A 24,072-nucleotide genomic window follows, 5' to 3' on the forward strand; every position below is an offset into this window, starting at 1 on the left:
TCCGACTTTATAGTTTCGCTCTTGCAAACACCTCGACCAGCTCGGTGAACTTGCTGCGCTGAAGGTCGGCGTCACCGGAAGCGATCGCCTCCTTAACGAAGCAGGCGGTATGCGTTCTCAAAATCTGGTCCTCAACCTTGGAGGGGTCGGATTTTACGGCGTTGATCTGGTTGAGAATGTCCACGAAGTTGCGTCAGGCTCTCCCGCCTGATTGCGAGACGCCGGACGACAACATAGAATATCGGGGTCAGCACGAGCCCGAAAAGGGTGACGCCAAGCATGCCGGCGAACACGGCAATGCCCATGACATGCCGCATCTCAGCACCAGCCCCGGTTGCGATCACCAGCGGAACAACACCGGCGATGAAGGCGAGTGAGATCATCAGGATCGGCCGCAGGCGAAGTCGGGCTGCTTCAAGCACCGCGTTCAAGGGATCGACGCCTTCGTCTTCCTTCGCTCTGGCGAACTCAACGATCAAGATGGCGTTTTTGGCAGCGAGACCCACGAGCACGACGAACCCGATCTGCGTGAAAACGTTGTTGTCACCTCCCGTAAACCAGACGCCTGCGATCGCGGAAAGCAACGCCATCGGAGCGATCAGCAACACAGCAAACGGCAGCGACCAGCTGTTGTATTGGGCCGCGAGAATCAGAAACGCGAGCAGAACAGACAGCGGGAAGATGTACATTGCCGTGTTCCCCGCCTGCTTCTCCTGATAGGCAAGCTCCGTCCACTCGAAGGCCATGCCGGGCGGCAAGGTTTCCGATGCGATCCGTTCTATGGCTGCAGTCGCTTGCCCAAACGAATAGCCGGGCGCCGGGCCGCCGCTGATATCGGCCGACGGGAAGCTGTTGTAATGCATGACCCGATCCGGCCCCGAACTGTGCTTGATGGTCAGCAAAGCCGACAACGGGATCATTTCGCCCGCCGCGTTACGCACCTTCAGCCGGCCGATGTCCTCCGGCTGCATACGGAACGGAGCGTCAGCCTGGACCATCACGCGGTAGGTCCGACCGAAGCGGTTGAAGTCATTCGCGTAGAGAGAGCCAAGGTTGACCTGCAACGTTTCGAAGATGGTGTTGAGCGGCACCCCCTGCGATTTGGCTTTCACGCGGTCGATGTCCACCTGCACCTGTGGCGCATTCACCTGGAAGCTCGCGAGCATGCCAGCCAGCTCAGGCGTCTGCATCGCTTTGCCCATGATCGCGCCCTGCGCCTGCGCAAGGGCCTCAAAGCCAAGCCCCGCTCGATCCTCGATCTGGATCTTGAACCCGCCGGTCGAGCCGAGCCCCGGAACAGGTGGCGGCGGGAAGATGCCGGCAAAACCATCGGGTATTTGGCTGAACTTGCCCATCAGGCGGCCTGCAATCGCGAAGGCAGACAATGAAGGGTCCTTGCGCTCGTCAAAGGGCTTGAGCATCGTGAACATGACGGCGGCATTGGGAATATTGACCATGCCGTTGACCGAAAGACCTGGGAAGGCGACGACACTTTCCACGCCTGGTTCGGCGAGTGCGATCTCCGACATTTTCTTGACGACCGCCTCTGTCCGGTCGAGCGAGGCTCCAGTCGGAAGCTGGGCGATGCCGACCAAGTAATATTTGTCCTGAGCTGGGACAAATCCGTTGGGCACGGTCTGGAAACCCATCCATGTCATGCCGACCAGACCGGCATAGACGAGCAGGACGAGCGCGCTTAACCTCACAGCGCGACGCACTGACCAGACATAGGCATTCGAAGCGCTGTCGAAGAACCGGTTAAAGAGCCGAAAAAACCAACCGAACAGACCGTCGATCACCCGGGTCAGGAGATCGCGCTTCACCTCACCGTGGTGCGGCTTCAGGAGCACACCTGCCAGCGCAGGAGAAAGCGTGAGAGAATTGACCGCCGACAGGATGGTCGAGATTGCGATCGTAAGGGCGAATTGGCGATAGAACTCACCTTGCAGGCCGGACAGGAATGCTGACGGAATGAACACGGCCGACAGCACAGATGTAATGGCAATGATCGGCCCAATCACCTCGTCCATAGCCTTGCGCGCTGCTTCCTTCGGCGTTTCGCCAAGCGCCATGTGGCGCTCAACGTTTTCGACGACCACGATGGCGTCGTCGACCACGATTCCGATCGAGAGCACGAGGCCAAACAGCGACAGCGTGTTCAGCGAGAAGCCGAACATGTACATAAGTGCGAACGTGCCGACCAACGAAACCGGTACCGCAACCAAAGGGATGATCGACGCGCGCCAAGTCTGTAGGAAGAGCACGACCACGATGACTACCAGGACGATCGCTTCAAGCAGCGTCATCACCACGGCCTCCAGTGAGGCCTTCACGAAGACAGTCGGGTCGTAGGCGATGCGGTACTTTATGCCCTCTGGAAACCCTTTCTGAAGCTCTTCCATGGTGCCGCGAATAGCGCTCGCCACGTCGAGAGCATTGGCTCCGGGGCTCTGGATGATCTGCATCGCCGGTGCCGGCTTGCCGTCAAGAAGACTACGAAGGGCGTAGGCGTCCGAACCGAGTTCGATACGTGCAACGTCCCGAAGACGCGTGATCTGGCCGTCGGTGCCCGTCTTGACGACAATGTCGCCGAACTGCTCCTCGTTCGAAAGCCTGCCGAGGGTGTTGACAGTGACTTGAAGTGCGGCCGAGGCGTCTGGCTGCTGGCCAACCGAGCCTGCGGCCACCTGAGCGTTCTGCTCCTGAATGGCCGCCACCACGTCGGAAGCGGTCAGTCCACGTGCTGCCACCTTGGCCGGGTCGAGCCAGATCCGCATCGAATATTCGCCAGCACCCCAGACCAGCACGTCACCCACACCTGAGAGACGCGCAAGCCGGTCCCGCACCTGCAAAGTGGCGAAGTTCGACAGGTAGAGAGGATCGTAGCGATCGTCGGGCGAGACGAGATGCACGACCATCAGGATGTCGGGCGAGGTCTTCTGTGTGACGACGCCGATACGCTGAACCTCCTGCGGCAGACGCGGAAGCGCGCGCGAGACGCGGTTCTGAACCTGGATCTGCGCCATGTCGGGATCTGTGCCCTGCTGGAAGGTCACCGTCAGCGTCATACGCCCATCGGTCGCGGCCTGCGAACTCATATAGAGCATATTCTCGACGCCGTTGATCACCTGCTCCAGCGGCGCAGCAACCGTTTCGGCGATCACTTCGGGACTGGCGCCCGGATAGCTTGCGGTGACCTGTACCGTCGGCGGGGTTACCTGCGGATACTCGCTCAATGGAAGTTTCAGAAGCGTCAGGCCGCCGCCGATGAGCATCAACACGGACAGGACGACCGCGAAGATGGGGCGGTCAACGAAAAAGCGTGGGAGGTTCATCGACGCGCCTCCTGCGATGCCGCCGCCGCCCGGTCATTGCCTGCGGATCGGCCCGGGGACATCGTAACCATCTGCGGGTCTACTTCCATTCCGGGGCGAACGAGCCCCTTGATAATGATCTTCTCGCCCGCCTTGAGGCCCCCCGAGACAACGCGCAGCCCGTCAATCATTGGCCCCAGTTCCACCGGGCGGTACTCGGCCTTATTCTGAGGCCCGAGTGCCAGCACATAGCGGCGCCCCTGGTCGATCCCAATCGCCTGTTCGTCGATGAGCACGGTCTGAGCCGGTTCGGCAGTAACGAGGTTCACCCGCGCAAAAAGGCCAGGTGTCAGCCGACCATCTGGGTTCTTCACAACGGCCCGAGCGCGGATTGTTCCCGTGCTCCGGTCGACGCGGTTGCCGAGAAAATCGAATTTCCCGGCGTGCGGGAAACCGGCATCAGTCATCAGCCCCACTTGCACCAGCAATTTGCCGGAGGCCTTCCCACTTTCGATCGCGCGTGCACGTTCGACGAATTCAAGATAGGTGGCTTCGTCGATATCAAAATAGACATAGAGGGGGTCGGTCGAGACGATCGTGGTGAGAAGTGTCGCGGCCCCCGCATTGCCGCCGGAGACAAGATTGCCTTCGGAGACGAGAACCCGGTCGACGCGCCCGCCAATCGGAGCGGTGACGCGCGTGAAGGAAAGGTCGAGTTCGGCAGCAGCCACGGCTGCCTTTGCAATCTCGACCTGTGCCTGACGCTGGCGGTGTGCAGCCTGCGCGTCGTTAAGGGCCTTCCCCGACACCGTGCCATTGGGGGCCAGCGTTTCGGCGCGCTTCAAGTCGATCTCGGCCTGGTCGAGCAGAACCCGCGCCTGCTGCAACTGCGCCTTCGCTGCATCCAGGGCGATCTCAAAGGGCCTGGCGTCGATTTGAAAGAGAACCTCATCTGGTCGCACGAGGCCGCCTTCGGGGACGCTGACAGCGTCGATGGCGCCGCCGACACGCGGACGCAATTCGATCGCCTTGGTCGTTTCTATATGGCCGGTAAATTCCACGGACGGCGCGACCTTGCGGGTGATAACCTCGGCAACCGGCACCCGTGGGGCGGGCATTTGAGCCGGCTGTGCAGCGGCCTCCGACGCGGAGGCTGGCGAGACAAGCCCCAATAAGGTTTTGGCGTAGGGCCCAACCTCGTCGTGATAGACAGTGGCAAGAGTGCCACCGGTAATGGCGGCACCAGCTAGGAACAGGGTGGCGACTCTATTACTCATTCTCGTTCACCTTCAAAAGGACGCGCGCTCCCGGCCAGCGGGATACGGCGACGGACATTTGTGACGAAGGTGCGGTTTCCAACGATGGCAAGGTCAAGGTCCTGAGAAAGAGTTTTCCGAAGAGACCGTTGACGCAGTCGTCAACTCATGCCGCGGCTAACTGCATCTTAGGTCCGCTAACGTCTTTTGAAGAAGGGAGTCCGTCTTCAGATGAGCCCGATAGATTGACCTCGCCGCGCCCGTGTCGCGGTCCCCGTCGAGCATCCCTTTCGTGCCTTGACTTGGCCTGCGCCCGTCTTGCGACCGGCTTCTTGACCTTGTCACGATGGCAGGCCCGATCGTGCTCCTTCAGAAGGATGCGCCCGCGTTCGCCTTCATGCGCGACTGGCTCGCGCGCCATCCTCTGTAACGGAACGGTAAGCAAGAAGGAGCTACCCATGTCTTGCCCGGGAACGATGCTATCGCTTGAGGCGCAAATCCTTGCAGTATTCCAGCGAGCATGCGCCGAGGACGCGCTTGAGATCGCCGATCGCCTGCTCTCGATCCTTGAACTCATGGACTGCGAACGTAGCAATCGATCCAGGTTAGAGCCGCATCAATCGGGCGATGCTCTTAGCGATGCCTACCGAGCGGTCGCCCGCGGGGTGCGGCGCGGGCGCAAACATTGAGCGGCGGCCATTCGTTGGCCAGAGGCGTATCCACGGCATAACCAGCCAGACCGAAGTGGATCGATTCCTTGGGTGGAAGGGCATGCCGCGGAGTCTTATTTAGCCTCCTCGGCTGCGGCGTGAGCTTGCCTGTTCGCCGCTATGGTGGCGAGCCAAGCGGTCGCAACGACCGAGGCAAAAACAGCGGGAATGGCCAGCCAGTTGACTGCGGTCCACCCGAAGCCTGTCTGGATGCCCCCCGCGCCAAAGGTCGTCATCGCGGTCGCCCCGAACACGAGAAACTCGTTAGCTGCTTGCACCTTGGCGCGCTCGGACGTGTGGTACGTCGCAGCGAGGAGCGTCGTCCCGCCGATAAAGAGGAAGTTCCACCCCACTCCAAGCAAGAGCAGCGCGACGTGATAATGATTGAGCGCAGTCGGGTCTGCAAGCGCTACTGCGGCGCTTGCCAGCAAGAACCCGGCGCCGGCGAACAGGACCTGCACGACGCCGAAGCGTGTGATCAGGCTGCCCGTCACAAATGACGGGGCGAACATGCCGATGAGATGCCAGCGGGTGACGCTCGCAGCAGCATCGGCACCGTGCCCTTCGGCCACGATGGCGAGGGGTGAGGCCGTCATGGAGAAGCTCATCACCCCGTAAGCGATGATGGCGTTCAGAACCGCAACTACGAAGGCCGGCTGTCGCGCAATGACAAGGAGCGTGCGCCCACCACCCGCCTCAGCAGGTGCGGGTAGCGGCATACGAAGGCCGCTGAGCACGATCATGGATAGGAGAGACAGGACAATGACTGCGAGATACGAGCCAGCAAACTCCGCCGTGGGTACCGCTGTTCGGCTCCAAGCTGCGACCTGTGGCCCGAACAGCGCAGCCGCAACCCCACCGGCTAGCACCCAGGAGACAGCCTTGGCCTTTCCCGACCCATTGGCAGCGTCCGCCGCGGCGAAGCGATAGTACATCGCGAAGCCTTGAAATACGCCCATCAAGGCGCTGCCGAGGCAGAGCAGCGCGAAACTCTCGACCATAACCGCGCCAGACGAGACTGCACCACTCGCCGCTCCGAAGACCGCGCCAAGCTGAAACCCACGGCGTCGGCCAACCCGCGCCATCAGCAGAGAGGCTGGGATCGTCGCAAGCGCGGTTGCGATTGTCATCAAAGCCAATGGCAGCGTCGCCAGAGCCTTGTCAGCGGCTAGCTTGAAGCCGGCGAGGCCGGAGAAAGTGAACACCACCGCGGCCGCGGACAGAAAGAGAGCCTGGGATACAGCCAGCACGGCAACGGCTCGACGGCCAGTCCCGATCGGGTGTTGGTTCAAATCATCAGCTGTCTGCAACTTGCCTGCCTCCTTCCAGCGCCCGGCCGATGCTCATGGTTGTTCTCCTCGTCTGATACGTATCAAGCTTTCGCGGCCTGAGCCGCCGGCGCGTCCTCGGGCGTGAAGAACACATCGGCATGCAGGTCATGCGGGCGTAGGCCGCGAGCCGTCATCACCACCATCGCGGCATCGACCATCGCCGGCGGACCGGCGACATACGCCTTCCATCCGTCGAGGTCCTGGAGGTCCTGGCCGACCGCGTCAGTCACAAAGCCCGTCCGCCATTTCGCCTGTTGCGGGGTCTCGGAGAGGACAGGCATAAAGGTGAGGTTGGTATGCCGCGCCTCCAACCCCTCAAAATGGTCGACAAGGTACAGGTCACGCTCGGTGCGCACGCCGAAATAGACGTGGATCGGCTGCTTTATTCCGTGTTCCAGCGCTGTCTCGACGATCGACTTGATTGGGGCAAGGCCCGAGCCTCCCGCGATGCAGAGGATCGGCCCCGCATGCTTCTCGCGCAGGTAAGACGAGCCGAATGGCCCTTCGACCGTGACGGGGTCGCCGAGCTTCAGGAGCGCATGGGTGCGCGTCGTTACGGCACCACCCGGCACGCGGCGAATATGGAACTCGAGCTCCGGTTCGTTGGGCCAGTTCGCCATTGAATAGTCACGAGTGGGCGCGCCGGGGAATGTCACCCGCGCGTATTGCCCGGCCGTGAAGGTGAGCGGCGCTCCGTCCTCGACAGCAAGGCGGATGCGCTTGATGTCGTGGGTGGCGTCCTCAATCGAGACCACGCGGCAGTGCAGCCGCCGGCGTGGGTGATTGGCGACCTCTTCATCGCCGCCGAGCCAGGCGACGGCGGCGTCGGTCCGGGGCAGCGCCCGGCATGCGAGGATCAGGCCTTGCGCCTTCTCCTCAGTGGAGAGCGCAAATCGAGTGTGGTCGAGAAGATCGACCTCGCCTGCAACGAGGCGCGACTTGCAAGAACCGCAGCGGCCCGACCGGCAGCCATGGGGATAGTCGATCCCTTGTTCGAGCGCCACTTCGAGGATGGTGCGCCCTTCGGGAACCTCGATGGCGAGCCCGGCCTGTCGTATCTCGACGCGTGTTGTGGTCATTGATGCGCTCTCCTTCATGCAACTTTAGAAAATCTGAGCGTCGCGGCGACGCCCTGCGCTTCGATTGCTCGGCAGTCGGGGAAGGTCGGGGTGGTATAGTTGATCACGACTACGGGATCAGTTTTCTGAAACATCTCAACCTCCTTGATGATGGGCGTGCGATCGATCCGGACTGTCGATAGTCCGATGCAATCATCATTTCTCGGGTGCGACCTCGGCTCGGCTGTCATTGGCGGCCTAAAGCCCTTGAGCCGGAGCACGTTGCCGAGCACCTCGTCTTGAGAGAAACCTTGTGCCGGCACGAAGGCGGTGAGCTCCGGACGACCCTTGGTTGCCATGTGCTCCATCGAAAGCTCGGTCGCCTCGTCGGCGGTCGAATGGCCGGTGCTCTCGATGGCGCGGGCGACAACCGCCGGATCCGGCTCCCCACAGAAAGCCACCTCGTCCCGCTCGGTCGCGAGATTCACGGTAGCCCGAGTCGCTTCAGGCAGCGCTGTGGGCACCTTCTCGACTCGGCCGACGCACGAAGCACAGGTCATCCCTTCGACGTGGACGCGGAGCGTCCTGCGCGAGGGCGCTGGCCTGTCATCTACGCACCGAAATCCAACCACAGAAGCCATGTTGTCCACTCCCTTCGATGGGGCTTGGGCTTCGGTGTGGGGATTCCAACGCTGGGAAGGTCAAGAGGAACTGCGGACGAAATATCAGGAGTTGACCTTACAACGATGGCAAACCCCATTTGGATTGGAAGCGAATGAACAAGGAGATTGGCATGCTTCGCTTTCAACTCCGCAACATGACGACCTACGGTGGCCGTGCTAACTCGGTCTTCAAGGTGCTGTTGAGCGTCGATCCGAATGCGAGTGTCGACACGGATTCGGCGACTCGCGAAGTGCGGGTGGAAAGCTCGGCTACTAAATCTGACCTCCTTGCCACTCTCAAGGACGCCGGTTGCCCCGCCGAGCGCTGCCCTGGCTTTTGAGGTTTCCGATGCGCTGCTACTTCAACTTGGTGAATGATCACGAGACCATCCCGGATCGCGCCGGCATCGACGCCTCGAATTTAGCTATTGCGGAGGACATGGCGCTCCAGGCGATCGAGGACATTCGAGAGGAAGCGATCCAGCAGGGCGCATCCTGGCAGGGCTGGCGACTCGATATCGCGGATCGCTCCGGCAATGTGCTCTTGTCGATCCCCCTGGATCCCACCGTCCACTGACGACAGAGCAGACGCCCTGGGCCGCGTGCGGCTCAATCACCTGCAGCCAGTATGGCTAGTGTTCTGAGACTAGCCGCCCAAACAGCATGACCTCGGGCTAAAACGCCAGGACCGTGGCGGACAGGAACGCCGCCGCGAGCCGTCCGGCATACATGACCGACCGCCGCCGGCGCGCGACGCGAAAGGCAGCTCGACCGTCGTCAGCCCATAGACCAACCGGGACAATCCAGTGTCCTTCCCGGTGGCCATGCCCGTATTCGAGGACCGCGGCGACGCCGAGGATGGATAGAATCTGGAGCCGGGGATCAAGGCGCACCGGTCGAAGTCATTCTCCAGATGCTTAGTCAGCCCGCCGCGGGCTGTTTGCTTGGGGCCACCCCGCCGGTGCTAACTCCCGAACCATCGCTCGTTGGCGTGCGCGGATCCAGGCGGTGGTTAAGGTTCAACATCCGATGCGGCTGCGTGGTTGCGCTGGAGCGTCGTCGGCGATCTCCGCGGGAGCCAGACTAGTGCCCTGGATCGCGCCGGTGGCAACCGGCCCGACATGGAGCGTCAACGGGCTCTCATAAGAGCCAAGCACGAGGCGGGCGGGGACCACTGTGTCGGCCTGGAGGTCTTGGGCGAGAGGACCGACCTCTATCCAGACATTTCTGCCGTCGAGACACTCGGTGCGACCGGGCCGAACAGAAAGGGCGCCGATCTCGCCGCTGTAGCCCTGCCCAAAGGTGCCCATGACCCTCGATGGTTCTCCGCCGGGCAGGCGCAGGCCGGTGATCAGCACGCGATCGCTGCCCGAGTTCTCGACCGAGAAGGTTATGACGGTCACCTCGCCAGCACGTGCTGGGGTGGCGGAGACGGCGGTGACCGTCACGTCGCCGATAACGGTGCCCTCGTCGCCAGCTCTGGCGGAACAAGGCCGTAGGGTGAAATAGGCTGTCATTGTCGCCACGACCGATCCGATTGCGACGAGCCGTTTCATCGAATACATTCTCGAATCCTTCGTATCACTGTCTGAATGCCGGTCTCGCCAAGGACTTGTCGCGAGGCCGTGAGTGCCCGCCCGGCAGCGGCCGGACATCAGGTGGCTATCGCGCCTTCCGGATATTGACGACAGAGATCTGGCCGTTCACGCGGTCAGCCTGGAACTGGATCCTGTCGCCCGCCTTCACGCCCTTGAGTACTGCCGGGTCCTGTGCGCGGAACACCATCGTCATGGCATCCATGTTGAGGTTCGGGATCGCACCATGGTCGATGGTGATCTTGCCCTGGGCGGTGTCGACCTTCTCGACCGTGCCAGACACTGTGGGAAGTTGGCTCACCGCGGCCGACCCGGCTGCGGGTCGTGCCGGAGCGGCAGCCTGGACCTGAGGAGCCGGGGTGATGGCAGTTCCCTGATCCAGCGGTCCGGAGCCGTGTGGCGGTTGGTCCAGCTTGGCGCGGTAGTCTGCCTGGCGGTTGCGGACCTGCCACTCCTTCAGTTCGGCAATCTGCTTCTGCTGCTCGTCGATGATCTTCTGCGCCACCCGGCGGAGCTGTTCGTCGGCGCCGTGCTCCAGTTGCGTCCTGGCGAGAAAGATCAGGTCCTCATGGTGGGCAATCAGAAGCGCGGCGAAGTCCCTGTCGGGATTGCCGGCGAGCTTCATGTCCTTGAAGCGGTCGTCCATGACCTCGCGAACGCGCTCGTAGGCCGCCGGCGCACCTGTGGCGGGCTGCGCCTGCGCGATGTGGGTGGGGCCGATGACGATAGAAGCCAGGATGGCTCCAAGGGCGGTGAGGGTGACGGCCAGGCGTTTCATGGTGGTCTCTTTCTTGAAGCGGGATGACCGCCCCGCAGCGGTGGGTCTCGAGCACCGTTTGCGGGGCGGTTGGGGCCTTACGAGCCCTTCTTGATTGAGGTGACGGAGATCTGACCGTTCACGCGATCAGCGGTGAACTGGATCTTGTCGCCGGCCTTCACGTCCTTGAGCAGGTTCGGGTCCTGAGCACGGAACACCATCGTCATCGCATCCATGTTGAGGTTCGGGATCGCACCATGGTCGATGGTGATCTTGCCCTGGGCGGTGTCGACCTTCTCGACCGTGCCGGTGACCGTCGGCAGGTTCTGCGCGAGGGCTGCCCCGGAGAGGCTCAGGGCGGCAATCAAGCTGATGGCGATACGCTTCATGGGAAACTCCGTTGTTGGGTTGGTTGGAGATTGAGGGATCGCGCCGTCACTTGACGACGACGGTACCCTTCATGCCGGACTCGTAGTGGCCCGGGATCAGGCAGGCGACCTCGAAGGTGCCGGCCTTGGTGAAGCTCCAGACGATCTCGTTGGAGCCGTTCGGTGCGAGCCGCCGCCCGTTCGGGTCGTCGTGCTCCATGTCCGGGTTCTGCTCCATCTGGAGCTTGTGTTTGGCGTTGTTCGCGACCGAGTCGAGCATGAACTCGTGGTCGACCTGGCCGGCATTCTTGAGCACGAACCTCACCTGCTCGCCGCGCTTGATCTCGACGTGGTTTGGCTCGAACAGCATCTTGGCGTCCTCGGTCTCCTTCATGGTGACCTCGATGGTGCGGTCGACAGGCTTCTGCGGATTGCCCGGCTCGCCGGCGGCGAAGGACTTGTGGCTGTGGCCGGGCTCGCCAGGGGCAGCGAACGCCAGTGCTGCGGAGAGGGCCCACGCCGCTGCGGCGCCGGTGAGGGTTGATAGACGAACCATCGTTGAGTTCTCCTTGCTGTGGTTCTGATCGGGATCAGTGATTGCCATGTCCGCCGGCGCTGGCTGCGCGGGCCGGACGCTTGCGGGGGTCGATGGCCTTGAACTCGGTGGCCTTCACGCCGCTGTCGGGCGAGGTCGCTCGGGCGGGCTCGGCGAGCTGTTCGCCCTTCCACTCGTACGCGACCGTTCCTTCCGGGTGCTTGTACCAGCCCGGATCCTTGTAATCGTCGGCCGCGAGGCCAGGACGCACCTTCACGACCGAGAACATGCCGCCCATCTCGACAGGCCCGAACTGGGCAAAGCCCGTCATCATCGGCAGCGTGTTGTCGGGCAGCGGCATCTCCATCGAGCCCATCTCGCCCATGCCGGCACCGCCCATCGGCATGTAGCCCGGCGCGATCTTCTTCAGCGCCGGAGCGGTCTTGTTCATGTTGACGCCGATGTACGTCTTCACGTCGTGACCCATGGCGTTCATGGTGTGGTGCGACTTGTGGCAGTGGATCGCCCAATCACCGGGCGCATCCGCCACGAACTCGAACGCCCGCATCTGGCCCACCGCCACGTCGACGGAGACCTCCGGCCACGCCGCCCCTTCCGGCACCCAGCCGCCGTCCGTGCCGGTGACCTTGAAGTCGTAGCCGTGCATGTGGATCGGGTGGTTGGTCATGGTCAGGTTGCCGAAGCGGATGCGGACCTTGTCGCCCTGGCGCACCACGAGCGGATCGATGCCCGGGAACACGCGCGAGTTCCAGCACCAGAGATTGAAGTCCGTCATCTCGTTGACACGGGGCACGTACGAGCCGGGCTCGATGTCGAAGGCGTTGAGCAGGAACACGAAGTCACGGTCGACGCGCCGCTCGGCCGGATCGCGCGGATGCACGACAAAGAAGCCCATCATGCCCATCGCCATCTGCACCATCTCGTCCGAGTGCGGGTGGTACATGAAGGTGCCGGACTTCTGGCAGATGAACTCGTACACGAAGGTCTTGCCCGGCGGGATGTGCGGCTGGGTGAGGCCGCCGACCCCGTCCATGCCGTTGGGCAGGAGCTGGCCGTGCCAGTGCACCGCCGTGTTCTCCGGCAGCTTGTTGCTGACGAAGATGCGCACCTTGTCGCCCTGCACGGCCTCGATGGTCGGTCCCGGCGACTGGCCGTTGTAGCCCCACAGGTGCGCCTTCATGCCGGGCGCGAGCTCGCGCACCACGGGCTCGGCGACGAGATGGAACTCCTTCCAGTCGCCGTTCTGCCGCCACGGCAGGGTCCAGCCGTTGAGGGTGACGACGGGCTGGTAGTCCGGTCCGCTCTTCGGGTAGAGCGGCGGCTGCATGGTGGCTTCCGTCATGAGCGGCGCCTCGGGCAGGCCCGCGGCCTGCGTGCGCCCGCTGATCATGCTGGCTCCGGCGAGGGCCAATCCCCCGGCGCCGAGAAAACCTCTTCGCGATACGGTCATTGGATATCTCCCCTCGAGTGTCAGTGGCCGCCACCGGCGGCTTCCCCGCCGGCCGCGGCCGTAGTGGTCTCGCCGCCACCGCTGCCCCCACCACCATTCAGTCCGCCCACCAGGGCGGCCTTGAGGTCGGTCGCGGCAATCCAGAAGTCGCGGCGGGCGTTGATGGCGTCGACGTTGGAAAGGATGCGGGTGCGGGCGTCGATGATGAGCTGGCTCACGTCGACGAGCATGCCGCTGTACTGGAGCAGGGCCTCATCCTGGATCCGCTTCTGGAGCGGCAGGACGCGGTTCTGGTAGTGACGGGCAAGGTCGTACTTGCCGCGATAGGCCGCGTAGGACTCACGCGCTTCCGAACGCACGTTGACCGCGCGCTCCGCGAGACGGTTTGCGGCTGCCATGTAGGCTTCCTGCGCGCCCCGGCGGGTGGACTCCCCGAAGTCGAAGATCGGAATCGTGAAGGAGGCCTCGATGCCTCGGGTCCGGCTCTTTTCCTTCTCGATCTCGACGTGACCGTGGTCGTTGATCGTCTTCGACTTGCCAAAGCTCGATCCCTCGATCAGCTCGATGTCGCTGACGACGCTCTGGATCACGTCGAGGCTGTACTGTCCTGCGACGGCGTTGAGATCGTTGCGCAGGGCCTGGAGGTCGACGCGCCGGGCCAGAGCCTCGGCTTCGACATCCCTCTGGCCTGCAAGGCGGGACGGCAGCGGAGGCAGGTTTCCCGGCAGACTGAAGTCGATATCCCGCCCCCATAGGCCGAGTTGGCGGATGAGACGCTCGCGCTCGACCTTCTGCTCGATGCGGGCCTGGGCGAGTTGAGCACCAAGTTCCTGGTAGAACGCGTGCTCGCGCGCCTGCTCCAGCTTGTTGAGCGCGCCGGTCTCGCCGAGCTGCTTGGCGAGCTCGGAGGCTGTCGCCGCCGTGCCGAGGGCCTGCTGCATAAAGGCCACTCTCTGGTTCGCAGCGACGGCCCGGTAGTACTGGCGCCGCGCCTCGGCGCCGAGGCTCAGCACGGCCTCGGCGGTGCGGAACTGGGCCGCACGGAACTCCTGCTGCGCAACGGCAGAGCGCTGCGGCAGGGTCGCGAGTTCGTACAGGCCGATCATGAGCTGCCGCTCGACTTCGAAGGAAGCGCCTCCGAGCAGACCGCTGCGACCCAGGACGACGCGCGGAGATGGCGGCAGGCTGGCCTGGACGTAGGCAGCCTCAGACACCCCAAGGTTGTTGAAGGCGGCTTGCAGGCCCCTGTTCTTCAGCAGGGCGATCTGGACTGCGCTGTCAGGAGTCAACGGCCGGCGCAGGAGTTCCCCGACGCGCGCCTGGGCCGCGCCCGCCTCGCCTTCGTTGGTGATCTTGGCGATATCCTTGTTGAGATCGGCATAGGCGGCGTTCTGCGCGACCGAGAGGCCTGCGTCCGGTGAGAACGACACGCAGCCGCCCAGGAAGACCGTAGCGGCGACGCCGGTCAGCAGCTTCAGTCGCGGCCCTGTCCGGCCGCTGCCCCAATTGTGTTTCATCTCGGCATTGTCCTTGCGCGTGACCTGCCGCGCGGCCGCCGTGTCGGCGGATGATTTGGGTGTGTGCTTCATCGCCTATCGTCCCCGGCGTGCGGCGTCGTCGGAGTCGCCCCGCTCGGGATCGCTCTGCGGACCGACACGTCGGTTCAGTTCGCGCCAGTCGAGGGGCTCGACGACGTCGTACCCGCGGATGTCCGCAGTGACGGAGGAGTACGCCGGCAGGCGGGTGCCCACAGCAGGATCAGCCGCAGACACGAGGTAGGAAGGATGTTGGGTCGGCACGCAGGCGGCCAAGCCCAATCCGAGTGCCGCTAGGTAGGTCAGTTTTATCATGGGATCCGTCTCCGGGCAGACCTCCACGGCGTGGTCGGCGTCAGGGTGCGATGAGGGCGGACGATGCGTCCGCCGTTCGCTACGAACCTGCGTACCGTTCACTGACCTGGGAGGCTTACCGGCTTGAGCTTCAGGAGGGCATGCTGGCCTTGAGGCGCAGCCACGCCGATGCGCACGGGCGGAAGTCGCCCGCTCCTGGGTCAGGTGGTTCGTGGAGGCCTGTCGAGTCCGCCCGGAACGACGCTCCCGACCTGATTGTCGCGGATCAGGGCAAGAACCGTGGCCGAGGCGTAGGGAGCGTGGAGCATAGGGGCTGCAAGGGCTTGGACGGCATGGCAGGCACTCGTTCCCCAGCAGTCCGCCTCTGAACCGTGATGGTCCCCCGAGGCAGGATCGCCGCAGTCCTTCTTGGCGAATATGTGGTCATGGGTTGGGGATCGGACCCCATGCTCGGAATCTGCGTGTGTATGGCTCCCGTGGACCTGCCCGCCCACGACGGATGAAAGGAGGGTTCGGTCGCCCGACACAACCGCCTGCGGCGCGGAGATCACGACAATTCCCGCGGTGACCGCAAGCAGGGCAGCGATGATGAGGCTGATCAGCCGCAAGGAACTCTCCAGTCCGTCAGAATCGAATGCGTGTCACGAAAGCCCTGCTTTGGCAGGGCGGTCCGGCGAGGCGTGCGACCATCCCGTCCGCTTGCCCAGGCCATGGGTTTAGGCGGCTGCGGAGGGTGTGTATCCAGCTTCAGCCACGATGGCCTTCACCGCCACCAAGTCGGCCGTGCCGCGGATCGAGACCAGTTTCGAGGCGGGGTCCGCATCAACCTGCGTTCCGGGCAGCGTAGACTCGACGGCTTTCTTGATCGTGCCTGCGCAATGGCCACAGGTCATGTCCTCGACGCGCAGGGTCAGGCTGCCGTCCTCCGGCAGCACGTCCAGTCCGCTCTTGTCGGCTTGGTGGGTTGAGCATCCGCACATATGTTGTCACTCTTTTGCGATGGTGAGGATTCGAAGCCTGCGGGTTCCAACGATGGCAAGGTCAAGGGCCTGAGTGATCGCCGGATCCGCCTTCCGCGACCTTTCCGATCAGCCCCGTGCGGTCCCGATCACGACGGCGAGCAGGACATTGAGCACGAGGCAGTACTCCGCCGTCGATCCTGCCACTGTCCTGTTCACACAGTGATGGTACGCATCATCGCTGGCCCAGCGGAAAGAGATCCCGAACGACGGGAGGCTCTAGGCTAGTTGCGACCGCGCTTCGGTGCCCGACGAGCGGGCCGAAGCCCGACGGTCCCGAACTGCGGGGTCGAGTGGATGTCGATCGGTCCAGTGCCATGGCCACTCTGAAGGCCCTCGATGATCGGGCATTCAGGGCGGCCGTCGCCATGGCAGTGGTCCGCGAGGTGCTTCAGGGTCGCAGCCATCTCCTGCAACTCGCGCGTCTTCCTCTCCAGAATCTCCACATGCTCAAGGGCGATCCGCTTCACGTCCGTGCTGGCACGGTGCCGGTCCCGCCACAGGGCGACGAGTTCCGCAATCTGCTCGACCGAGAAGCCGAGGTCACGGGCCTGCCGGATGAAGCCGAGGGTGTTGACGTCGTTGTCCGAGTACACCCGGTATCCGGCCTCGGTCCGGACGGTCTTCGGGATCAAGCCGATCGACTCGTAGTAGCGGATCATCTTGGCTGAAACGCCCGAGGCCTCCGCTGCCTGTCCGATGTTCATGGTCTGCTTCTCCTCTGTTCGTTGATTTTGGTCAGCCCATTGTGGCAGGGGCCAATGCTTCGGTGATGCGGGGCTTCTGGGATTGGAAGGTCCCGTAGAAGACTTGGTCGCCGATGACGGTGATCGGCGCGACACGAACCCCGGTGCGGGCCTTGGCCTCGGCCATGATCGCAGGATCCGCCAGGTCGCGTTCCTCGAAGGGAACGCCGAGCCAATTCAGCCAAGCCTTGAGGGCGTGGCAGTCAGGGCAGGTCGGGGTCGTGTAGAGCACGACGGGAGGGTAGGAGGGCATCGTTCAACTCCATCGAGAGGCCGTGTCCGCCGATGGGGGCGGACACGGCTCCGTTAGCGGGTAGCGACTGCGGCCGGAGCCGGCGCAGACACAGCGTCACGATCTGCGACGGCAGGCTGGAAGCCGCGCAGCCGCAGGGCGTTGCCGAGGACGAACACACTTGAGAGCGCCATGGCGCCTGCCGCGACGACAGGAGAGAGGAGGGTGCCGTCGAGAGGGTACAGCACGCCCGCCGCCACCGGGATCAGCACCACGTTGTAGGCGAAGGCCCAGAACAGGTTCTGCTTGATGTTGCGGATCGTTGCCTTCGACAGCGCGATGGCGTTCGCGACACCGCGCAGGTCGCCGGACATCAGCACCACGTCGGCGCTCTCAATCGCGACGTCGGTGCCGGTGCCGATGGCAAGGCCCACATCCGCTTCGGCCAGGGCCGGCGCGTCGTTGATGCCGTCGCCCACGAAGGCCACCTGGCGCCCGCCTTCACGCAGCCGCTTCACGGCCTCGACTTTGCCGTCAGGTAGGACCTCGGCGACGACCTCGTCGATGCCGACCTGGCGTCCGATGGCCTCGGCCGTACGACGGTTGTCGCCGGTGATCATCGCCACCTTCAGGCCGAGGGCATGGAGAGCCGCAATCGCCTGCGGGGTCGTCGGCTTGATCGGGTCGGCCACTGCGATGATCGCGGCGAGCTTCCCGTCGATGGCGGCGTAGAGCGGGCTCTTGCCTTCGTTGCCGAGGCGTTCAGCGGTCGCAGCGAACGCGCTCACGTCATGTCCGAGCCTCTTCATAAGGCGGTCGGCGCCGACCTCGACCTTCCGGCCCCGCACGGTTGCCGAGACGCCGTAGCCCGGCACCGCATCGAAGCCGTCGACGGCCGCAAGGCCCAGGCCACGACCCTTGGCCGCCTCGACGATCGCCTCCGCAATCGGGTGCTCCGAGCGCGTCTCGACTGCCGCTACAAGGGCAAGAACCTCGGCATCGTTGAAGCCCTGGGCCACGATCAGATCAGTCAGCTCCGGACGGCCCTTGGTCAGGGTGCCGGTCTTGTCGAGCGCCACGACCTCCACGGCCTTCAGGCTCTGGAGCGCCTCGCCTTTGCGGAACAGGACGCCGAGCTCGGCTCCCCGGCCGGTGCCGACCATGATGGAGGTCGGCGTGGCCAGCCCCATGGCGCACGGGCAGGCGATGATCAGGACGGCAACCGCGTTGACAAGCGCGAAGGTCATGGCCGGATCAGGACCGAAGATCAGCCAGACCAGGAAGGTGAGGGCGGCCGCCGCCATCACGGCTGGCACGAACCACGCGGTCACCTTGTCCACGAGCGCTTGGATCGGCAGCTTGGACCCTTGCGCCTGCTCGACCATGCGGATGATCTGCGCCAGCACAGTGTCGGCGCCGACCTTGGTGGCCTGGAAGGTGAAGCTGCCAGTCTTGTTGATCGTGCCGCCGACGACAGGAGCGCCGGTCGCTTTCTGCACGGGAACAGGCTCGCCGGTGATCATCGACTCGTCCACGAAGGACGAGCCCTCGATCACCTCGCCGTCGACTGGGATCTTCTCGCCCGGACGGACCTGTACGAGGTCGCCGGCGCGAACCTGGTCGAGCGGGATCTCGATGGTGTTGCCGTCACGAGTGACCCGGGCGGTCTTGGCCTGAAGGCCCATCAGCCGCTTGATGGCTTCGGACGTGCGCCCCTTGGCCTTGGACTCGAGCGTGCGGCCGAGCAGGATCAGCGTGACGATGACAGCCGCCGCCTCGTAGTAGACGTTCACTGTGCCGGAGGGCAGGACGGAGGAAGCGAAGGTTGCCACGACCGAGTAGCCGTAGGCCGCCGCCGTGCCGAGAGCCACGAGGGAGTTCATGTCGGGCGCAAGGCGCATCAGGGCCGGGATGCCCTTCATGAAGAAGCGCAGGCCGGGGCCGAACAGCACCAACGTGGTGAGAACGAACTGGAGGTACCAGCTCTCCCGATGGCCAATCGTGTCCATGACCCATTCATGGACACCCGGGATAAGGTGCGAACCCATCTCGAGGGCGAACACGGGCAGGGTCAGGATCGCAGCGAGGCCGAGCGAGCGTGTCAAAGATCGGAATTCTCGCTCCCGGCTTTCCCGCTCCCGATCGGTTGCAGGCCCGGCACCCGCGCGGCGGGCCTCGTAGCCGACGTTACGAACGACTTCCTCAAGGCTTGCTGGGGTTACGGCACCGACCAGGTGACGGATGGTGGCCTTCTCGGTCGCGAGGTTCACGTTGGCGTCGACCACGCCGGGGGCGGCTTTGAGTGCCTTCTCGACACGCCCCACGCACGAGGCGCAGGTCATGCCCTCGATGGCGAGTTCCGTGGTCTCCTCGGGAACCGAATAACCAGCATTCCCTATTGCCCGGGCTACGCCGGCGGCATCCGCCGGACCGCGGAAGGTGACCTCAGCACGCTCGGTGGCCAAGTTCACGTTCGCCGCGGAGACACTCGGCAGGGCCTTGAGAGCCTTCTCGACACGCCCCACGCACGAGGCGCAGGTCATCCCCTCGATGGGCAGGGAGAGAGTTGCCCCAGTATCGTTTGTCCGCCTTGCAGATGCTGTCGCCATTGCAGTCTTCCTTGGATTGTTCAACCGAGGAGAGGTGTAATCCTTCCCATCGTGGAAGGGTCAAGCGGGTATCTCAAGCCGCTTGTGGCACCGGTCTGGAAGGACCCCCGGCCTCTGGTTTCCCACTCCGGAACTCTCGCCCCCAGGGCAGCCTTGAAGGCCAGTCCTCGTTGCGACCACGAATTCCAGCTTCCGTCGGTTGACCTTCCTACGCTTGAAAGCCCCACATCGCCGTACATGAGACGAGTTCGAGGAGGCTCTCATGCAGTTTCACGATGCAGGAATGAACCGCGGCGGATGCGGGAAGTCGGTCGCCGAGGCCATCACAACCTCCATCCGAATGCCGCGATCAAAGCGGATCCGGCTTCGCAGACCGTAAAGATCGAGATGTCGCAATGGCAAGCTGTAGTCCGGCAGGCCCCGCCGTCCGCGAACTGAGCGTAAGCCACTGATCAACGGCTCCACGCCAACTGTCATAACCAGGGCGATTGTGACCAGCGCTGCGCTGGCGATCGCATAGAGTTAGCGTTAGATGAAACACACGGACAATATGCCGGGCTGTTCCATGTCGGGAAGGGAGATGCCGGCCTCAGACAATCCCGCGACCAAGGCATACGCCGAAGCTAACGATCGCATGCACAAGGACATGGTGATGGACTTCACCGGCGACGCCGACGTGGATTTCCTGCGTGGTATGATCCCGCACCATCCAGGGCGATTGACATGGCGCAGGTGGTCCTGAAGTACGGGGATGGATCCAAAGGTCCAGGAGCTTGCGGAAGCGGTGATCAAGGCTCAGGAAGGCGAAATCGCCATGATGAGGCAATCTAACGGTATGGCCTGTGCAAAAGCTGACTTCGTCGGGGAGCTCAACAGCTGTACTCAATTAATGTGACATTCCCTTCCGATCTTACCCGAGCAGATCGCGGAGACAGATCCAAGCGTCTCGACTGCCGGCAGGCGCGCGTTGGGTACTGGTTTGCCATCGTCCCCTTTCAGCGGGTGCAAGCCCTCCCCACTTTGAACTTTAGCAGCCGTGAACGCTGAACCGGTATCTCGAGTGCCCTCTATGATGATGCTTGTGCGAGAGCCTTCAGCCCTTCCGGCGTGATTGCATAGAGGATGAGTCCGTCTCCTGAGACGTGGTCGGCATCAGCTTCATGTCTTGTGCACCAGCCGTGTTTGAGACACTGGCCCAAAGGGCCTCTCGTGGCGGGTTGTGGGCCACCTGCCAGCATCTGCAGGAACGCGATCTCGGTTTTGCGTGGGGCGCGCGGCTCGCGCTTCCTCTTGTACATTACTATCTTTGTCAACTCAGTGATGAACAGGAATGCCGGTAAGGTTGAGCAAGCTGCTCGACAGCTTGCGAGGCATATGCGCTATGTCATGGCTGGACGCTGTTTGGTGACGCGTACCTGGATCCGGTCGTTCGCATTCCGAACAGGTCGGGTGTCGGGAGTGACCATCAGCGTCCTCCTCAGAAGATTTGCTTAGCATGCTATGGAGGCAGGATAATCGCACGAGGCTCTCGGCCTCGCGATTGAAATCGATCGGGGACCTTGCCCATCCAGTGACCTGGTGGTCCATGAGGCGACCGCGTTCGTACAGCACTCTATCCCGGCCGACACCATGATCGGAGATGGGAGCAACGCCCGGTGGGGACGCCGGGCGTTGCAGGGCGTGTTGCCGATGCGACAGATCTTAGTACGAGCTGAACTTGTAGTTCAGACCAGCGCGCACCACGCCAAACTCGGTCTCGTCGCGGCCGGCGATCACCGGAAGGTCGTCGTCCTGCTCGAGGTTGACGTACAGGCCTTCGACCTTGGCGGTCAGGTTGTTGGTAAAGGCGTACTCGACGCCGCCGCCGAGGGTCCAGCCGACGCTCACGTCGTCGGAGGTGTAGAAGCCGTTGTTGACCTCGCCATAAGCCAGACCACCGGTGACGTAGATCAGCGCACGATCAAGGGCCACACCAGCCCGAGCACGCACGGTGCCGAACCAGCTGTCTGAATCACCGTCGTCAAGGATGCCGCCGAAGTCGTTGTCGCCGCCGATGTCGGCGTACTGGATGTCAGTCTCGAGACCGAGCACGAACGAGCCGATCTGGTAGTTGTAACCGACCTGGCCGCCGCCCACGAAGCCACCCTCGTCGTCAGCCTCGAACGTTCCGACACCAGGGATCACCACGTCATCGTCATTGGTGTTCCAGCCATAGCCGGCATTCACACCGACATAGAAGCCGGTCCAAGTGAAGACCGGAGCCGCGGCGACAATCGGAGCCGGAGGCGCGGAGCGCATTGGAAGGTCAGCCGCGTGAGCCGCTGTTCCGAGGGCCGTGGCCACAGCAAGACCAGTGAGGAGAGCTTTGAGTCCGTTGCTCATTGTTGTTCCTTTGAGTGAGATGGACCGATAAATCGATATATTGGCGTGGTCCCTTCCGCCAATGGATCCCGGCGGTACGAACCGGCGCGAGACAAATTGCTACTTGCTGCGGTCGGCGAGCCACTTCTGCATCATCGAGATCTCACCTTCCTGAGCCTTGATCACCTCTTCGGCGAGCTTCCGGACATAAGGATCCTTGCCATACTCAATCACGACTTTCGCCATATCGATCGCGCCCTGATGATGCGGGATCATGCCGCGCATGAAGTCGATGTCGGCATCACCAGTGAACTCGACCATCATGCCCTTATGCATGCTGTCGTTGGCGGCGATGTAAGCTTTCGTCGACGGGCTGTCGGATACCGGCATCGAGTGGCCCGACATATTATGTTTTTGCATGGGATCGTCCGTGTCCATTTAGCTCTGTCCGGTCGCGAGGCCGGCGCTGATGGCGACGGAACCTGCGATGCAAATCGGAGTGAGCTTGTTCATGATAGCGATCGAGTTCAGTCCGTGGTTGCCGGATACCCGGCTTCTTCAAGAACTCTGTAAAGGGCCGCCGAAGTAGCGGTCGTTTCGACCTTGACAGTACGTGCGGCGGGATTGGTCTCGATCTTGGCGTTGGGATCGACTGACTGGATCGCTTTGGTGACGGATTTGGCGCACCCGCCGCAGGTCATGCTCTCGATTCTGAGTTCCATGAGAATTCTCCTTGGTTTCGGTCTCACGGCGCTCAAGGTGGGGCTTCCAATCGTTGAAAGGTCAAGAGGCGAGGGAAAGAAAATTTGGTATTGACCTTCCCACTGTTGGAAGCCGCACCTTCCGTTCAAACTTGAATATCGGAATGAGAAAAGGAGTCGGCGGACGTGGTGTTGATGTCGGGCAGCCTGCAGGGCGTACCGAACGCGATCGCTCTGTCGAAGGCGACGATCGGCACCATCCGGCAAAATTTGCTCTGGGCCTTCGCCTACAACGCGGCTCTGATCCCAGTCTCGGCGGGCCTTCTCTATCCGGCTTACGGCATCTTGATGTCGCCAGTCGTTGCCGCCGGCGGACCTACATCTCAAGGCGTTGACAGATTTGCCGGCTGCTCTCGCGCAAATCAATGGTGCCGGACTCAGATAAGCCCCTTCATGAAACCGGATGAAGGTGCAGTGAGCATATTCGTGAGATGATTCTCCATCCAGCCGCCTCACCTCGGTGCATGATCAGTATGATTTGCTTCTCAAGGTCAGGCGGTTTGAGCACGAATACTGTCGTATACCTGCCGCTTCAATCGACGCTCTCCCCGGAGAAAGCCTGCTCATGCAACGCAAATGAACCCCGTTCCAAGGACGACAAGACCTGCTCCAATCCATGCTTGAATCGGCGGAAGCTGCTTGGTGCTGAACCACAGCATTGGCAGCATGAGCACTGGGGAAATAGACCCAAGCGCCGCTGCGCCCCCCATTTCATAATTGCGAACAGCGTATAGGAGGAGGCTCACGGCAACGACATAGCCGAGAACGCCAGGAACAATGGCCCACAGAACAAGCCCGCCCGTTGGCTTTGTCGCTGGCTGAAATGCGGTAGACGGCCAAAGTGCAATAAGCGCTATGGCAAATGCGCCTCCTCCGGTCCGAAGAGCAGATGCTGCAAGGGGTTCAGTTCCGGCCACCAGGGCAGGCTTAAGGGCGATCAGGCCGATGGCCTGACATGCTGCTGCAACCAAGCCCAAAGTAATGATCCATGCCAAAGAGCCGTTTGTCGGCTCAAGGTTATTCACTCCACGGCCATACATGATCGCCAAGCCAGCTCCGCCCAGCACCAAACCCGCGCCAGTGAGTTTTTGCAGCGATATCGTCTCACCCAGGAAAGCGTACCCAAGCATCATCGCGATTGGTGCGCTCATCGCCTGAAGCAATTGCGTCCGCCTAGGGCCGCCCCGCCGCAAACAAGCGACCATAGCGAGATTACCCAGGATGACGCCGATCACACTGCTCGCAGCAAAACCTTGCCAGTGGGCCCAGGCAACCGAAGGCCAGCCCCCACCTATGGTGACAATCAGCAATAGGAGAGCTGATGAGCTGATCAACTGAGTTCGTGTGAACTCGAAGGCTCCTAAAGCGGATTGCGAGCTGGTTTAAATCCAAAGCAATGGGTTGAGCGTTGAAGAGGTGTTGGTGCAGGAGATCATC

General features: G+C 62.7%; 25 protein-coding genes and 3 pseudogenes. 4 read left to right on the forward strand and 24 right to left on the reverse strand.

Features of this window, described 5'->3' with window-relative positions; genetic code table 11:
• Nucleotides 1–7 precede the first annotated feature (7 nt).
• The 6 genes from JQC81_RS11355 to JQC81_RS34310 all read right to left on the reverse strand — a co-directional run bounded on the left by JQC81_RS11355 (nucleotide 8) and on the right by JQC81_RS34310 (nucleotide 8,310).
• Nucleotides 8–184: a metal-sensing transcriptional repressor gene (locus JQC81_RS11355; RefSeq protein ID WP_203271916.1), complete on the reverse strand. Its 177-nt coding sequence runs from the start codon at nucleotides 182–184 to the stop codon at nucleotides 8–10.
• Nucleotides 132–3,335, reverse strand: a complete 3,204-nt coding sequence (locus tag JQC81_RS11360; protein WP_246520358.1) for an efflux RND transporter permease subunit — start codon at nucleotides 3,333–3,335, stop codon at nucleotides 132–134. Before JQC81_RS11360 ends, JQC81_RS11355 begins: the two co-directional genes overlap by 53 nt.
• Complete coding sequence (locus JQC81_RS11365; protein WP_203271917.1) at nucleotides 3,332–4,591, reverse strand: efflux RND transporter periplasmic adaptor subunit; 1,260 nt, start codon at nucleotides 4,589–4,591, stop codon at nucleotides 3,332–3,334. Before JQC81_RS11365 ends, JQC81_RS11360 begins: the two co-directional genes overlap by 4 nt.
• Before the next feature lie 763 nt (nucleotides 4,592–5,354).
• The gene (locus tag JQC81_RS11370; RefSeq protein ID WP_203271918.1) at nucleotides 5,355–6,530 is read right to left on the reverse strand and encodes an MFS transporter; all 1,176 of its coding nucleotides are present in this window, start codon (nucleotides 6,528–6,530) and stop codon (nucleotides 5,355–5,357) included.
• Between the two features lie 122 nt (nucleotides 6,531–6,652).
• Entirely contained in the window at nucleotides 6,653–7,690 is a 1,038-nt protein-coding gene (locus JQC81_RS11375) for a 2Fe-2S iron-sulfur cluster-binding protein (RefSeq protein WP_203271919.1), read from the reverse strand.
• A 14-nt stretch (nucleotides 7,691–7,704) separates the two neighbouring features.
• Nucleotides 7,705–8,310 carry a heavy-metal-associated domain-containing protein gene (locus JQC81_RS34310; protein WP_203271920.1) on the reverse strand — a complete coding sequence of 202 codons (606 nt, stop codon included), beginning with the start codon at nucleotides 8,308–8,310 and terminating at the stop codon, nucleotides 7,705–7,707.
• 134 nt (nucleotides 8,311–8,444) lie between these two features.
• Here JQC81_RS34310 and JQC81_RS11385 point away from each other — a divergent pair, with 134 nt between their 5' ends.
• Both JQC81_RS11385 and JQC81_RS11390 read left to right on the forward strand, forming a co-directional pair.
• Nucleotides 8,445–8,672: a copper chaperone gene (locus JQC81_RS11385; protein WP_246520359.1), complete on the forward strand. Its 228-nt coding sequence runs from the start codon at nucleotides 8,445–8,447 to the stop codon at nucleotides 8,670–8,672.
• Nucleotides 8,673–8,680: 8 nt separating this feature from the next.
• Nucleotides 8,681–8,908, forward strand: coding sequence for a DUF6894 family protein (locus tag JQC81_RS11390; protein ID WP_203271921.1), 228 nt, complete (start codon nucleotides 8,681–8,683; stop codon nucleotides 8,906–8,908).
• A gap of 97 nt (nucleotides 8,909–9,005) precedes the next feature.
• Here JQC81_RS11390 and JQC81_RS11395 read toward each other — a convergent pair whose 3' ends face one another.
• The 13 genes from JQC81_RS11395 to JQC81_RS11455 form a co-directional block, all read right to left on the reverse strand.
• A complete protein-coding gene (locus JQC81_RS11395) occupies nucleotides 9,006–9,224 on the reverse strand; it encodes a hypothetical protein (protein ID WP_203271922.1) in 219 nt (72 codons plus the stop codon).
• Between the two features lie 126 nt (nucleotides 9,225–9,350).
• Nucleotides 9,351–9,887 (reverse strand): hypothetical protein, encoded by a 537-nt coding sequence (locus JQC81_RS11400; RefSeq protein WP_210347141.1) that lies wholly within the window; start codon nucleotides 9,885–9,887, stop codon nucleotides 9,351–9,353.
• 106 nt (nucleotides 9,888–9,993) lie between these two features.
• Complete coding sequence (locus tag JQC81_RS11405) at nucleotides 9,994–10,704, reverse strand: copper-binding protein (RefSeq protein ID WP_203271924.1); 711 nt, start codon at nucleotides 10,702–10,704, stop codon at nucleotides 9,994–9,996.
• A 77-nt stretch (nucleotides 10,705–10,781) separates the two neighbouring features.
• A complete protein-coding gene (locus tag JQC81_RS11410; RefSeq protein ID WP_203271925.1) occupies nucleotides 10,782–11,072 on the reverse strand; it encodes a copper-binding protein in 291 nt (96 codons plus the stop codon).
• 46 nt (nucleotides 11,073–11,118) lie between these two features.
• Entirely contained in the window at nucleotides 11,119–11,607 is a 489-nt protein-coding gene (locus tag JQC81_RS11415; protein ID WP_203271926.1) for a cupredoxin domain-containing protein, read from the reverse strand.
• A 34-nt stretch (nucleotides 11,608–11,641) separates the two neighbouring features.
• Entirely contained in the window at nucleotides 11,642–13,057 is a 1,416-nt protein-coding gene (locus JQC81_RS11420; protein WP_203271927.1) for a multicopper oxidase family protein, read from the reverse strand.
• A 20-nt stretch (nucleotides 13,058–13,077) separates the two neighbouring features.
• Entirely contained in the window at nucleotides 13,078–14,646 is a 1,569-nt protein-coding gene (locus JQC81_RS11425; RefSeq protein ID WP_246520360.1) for a TolC family protein, read from the reverse strand.
• Nucleotides 14,647–14,649: 3 nt separating this feature from the next.
• Nucleotides 14,650–14,907, reverse strand: coding sequence for a hypothetical protein (locus JQC81_RS11430; RefSeq protein WP_203271928.1), 258 nt, complete (start codon nucleotides 14,905–14,907; stop codon nucleotides 14,650–14,652).
• 200 nt (nucleotides 14,908–15,107) lie between these two features.
• Nucleotides 15,108–15,515 (reverse strand): hypothetical protein, encoded by a 408-nt coding sequence (locus JQC81_RS11435; protein WP_203271929.1) that lies wholly within the window; start codon nucleotides 15,513–15,515, stop codon nucleotides 15,108–15,110.
• Nucleotides 15,516–15,623: 108 nt separating this feature from the next.
• A complete protein-coding gene (locus JQC81_RS11440; protein WP_203271930.1) occupies nucleotides 15,624–15,887 on the reverse strand; it encodes a heavy-metal-associated domain-containing protein in 264 nt (87 codons plus the stop codon).
• 263 nt (nucleotides 15,888–16,150) lie between these two features.
• Nucleotides 16,151–16,633 carry a Cu(I)-responsive transcriptional regulator gene (gene cueR, locus JQC81_RS11445; protein ID WP_203271931.1) on the reverse strand — a complete coding sequence of 161 codons (483 nt, stop codon included), beginning with the start codon at nucleotides 16,631–16,633 and terminating at the stop codon, nucleotides 16,151–16,153.
• 31 nt (nucleotides 16,634–16,664) lie between these two features.
• Nucleotides 16,665–16,925 carry a glutaredoxin family protein gene (locus JQC81_RS11450; protein WP_203271932.1) on the reverse strand — a complete coding sequence of 87 codons (261 nt, stop codon included), beginning with the start codon at nucleotides 16,923–16,925 and terminating at the stop codon, nucleotides 16,665–16,667.
• A gap of 53 nt (nucleotides 16,926–16,978) precedes the next feature.
• The gene (locus tag JQC81_RS11455; protein ID WP_203271933.1) at nucleotides 16,979–19,513 is read right to left on the reverse strand and encodes a heavy metal translocating P-type ATPase; all 2,535 of its coding nucleotides are present in this window, start codon (nucleotides 19,511–19,513) and stop codon (nucleotides 16,979–16,981) included.
• A gap of 601 nt (nucleotides 19,514–20,114) precedes the next feature.
• Here JQC81_RS11455 and copM (JQC81_RS34315) point away from each other — a divergent pair.
• Nucleotides 20,115–20,408 (forward strand): annotated as a pseudogene (copM, locus tag JQC81_RS34315) (CopM family metallochaperone); the annotation flags it as partial.
• Between the two features lie 806 nt (nucleotides 20,409–21,214).
• On the opposite strand, the gene JQC81_RS11470 reads toward copM (JQC81_RS34315), so the two are convergent.
• The 3 genes from JQC81_RS11470 to JQC81_RS11480 form a co-directional block, all read right to left on the reverse strand.
• Nucleotides 21,215–21,895 (reverse strand): outer membrane protein, encoded by a 681-nt coding sequence (locus tag JQC81_RS11470; RefSeq protein WP_203271936.1) that lies wholly within the window; start codon nucleotides 21,893–21,895, stop codon nucleotides 21,215–21,217.
• Between the two features lie 99 nt (nucleotides 21,896–21,994).
• On the reverse strand, nucleotides 21,995–22,312 hold the full coding sequence (copM, locus tag JQC81_RS11475) for a CopM family metallochaperone (RefSeq protein ID WP_203271937.1): 318 nt from the start codon (nucleotides 22,310–22,312) through the stop codon (nucleotides 21,995–21,997).
• A gap of 89 nt (nucleotides 22,313–22,401) precedes the next feature.
• Nucleotides 22,402–22,596 carry a heavy-metal-associated domain-containing protein gene (locus JQC81_RS11480; protein ID WP_203271938.1) on the reverse strand — a complete coding sequence of 65 codons (195 nt, stop codon included), beginning with the start codon at nucleotides 22,594–22,596 and terminating at the stop codon, nucleotides 22,402–22,404.
• Between the two features lie 153 nt (nucleotides 22,597–22,749).
• Between JQC81_RS11480 and JQC81_RS34320 the strand changes: the two are divergent.
• Nucleotides 22,750–23,070 (forward strand): annotated as a pseudogene (locus JQC81_RS34320) (hypothetical protein); the annotation flags it as partial.
• Between the two features lie 128 nt (nucleotides 23,071–23,198).
• Here the strand turns inward: JQC81_RS34320 and JQC81_RS33830 are convergent.
• Nucleotides 23,199–23,675 carry a DMT family transporter gene (locus JQC81_RS33830; RefSeq protein ID WP_281400255.1) on the reverse strand — a complete coding sequence of 159 codons (477 nt, stop codon included), beginning with the start codon at nucleotides 23,673–23,675 and terminating at the stop codon, nucleotides 23,199–23,201.
• Between the two features lie 15 nt (nucleotides 23,676–23,690).
• A pseudogene (locus JQC81_RS33835) lies at nucleotides 23,691–23,987 on the reverse strand (EamA family transporter); the annotation flags it as partial.
• Nucleotides 23,988–24,072: the final 85 nt, after the last annotated feature.

Source organism: Microvirga arabica (genome assembly GCF_016811235.1).
In the GTDB taxonomy this organism is placed as follows: Bacteria; Pseudomonadota; Alphaproteobacteria; order Rhizobiales; family Beijerinckiaceae; genus Microvirga; species Microvirga arabica.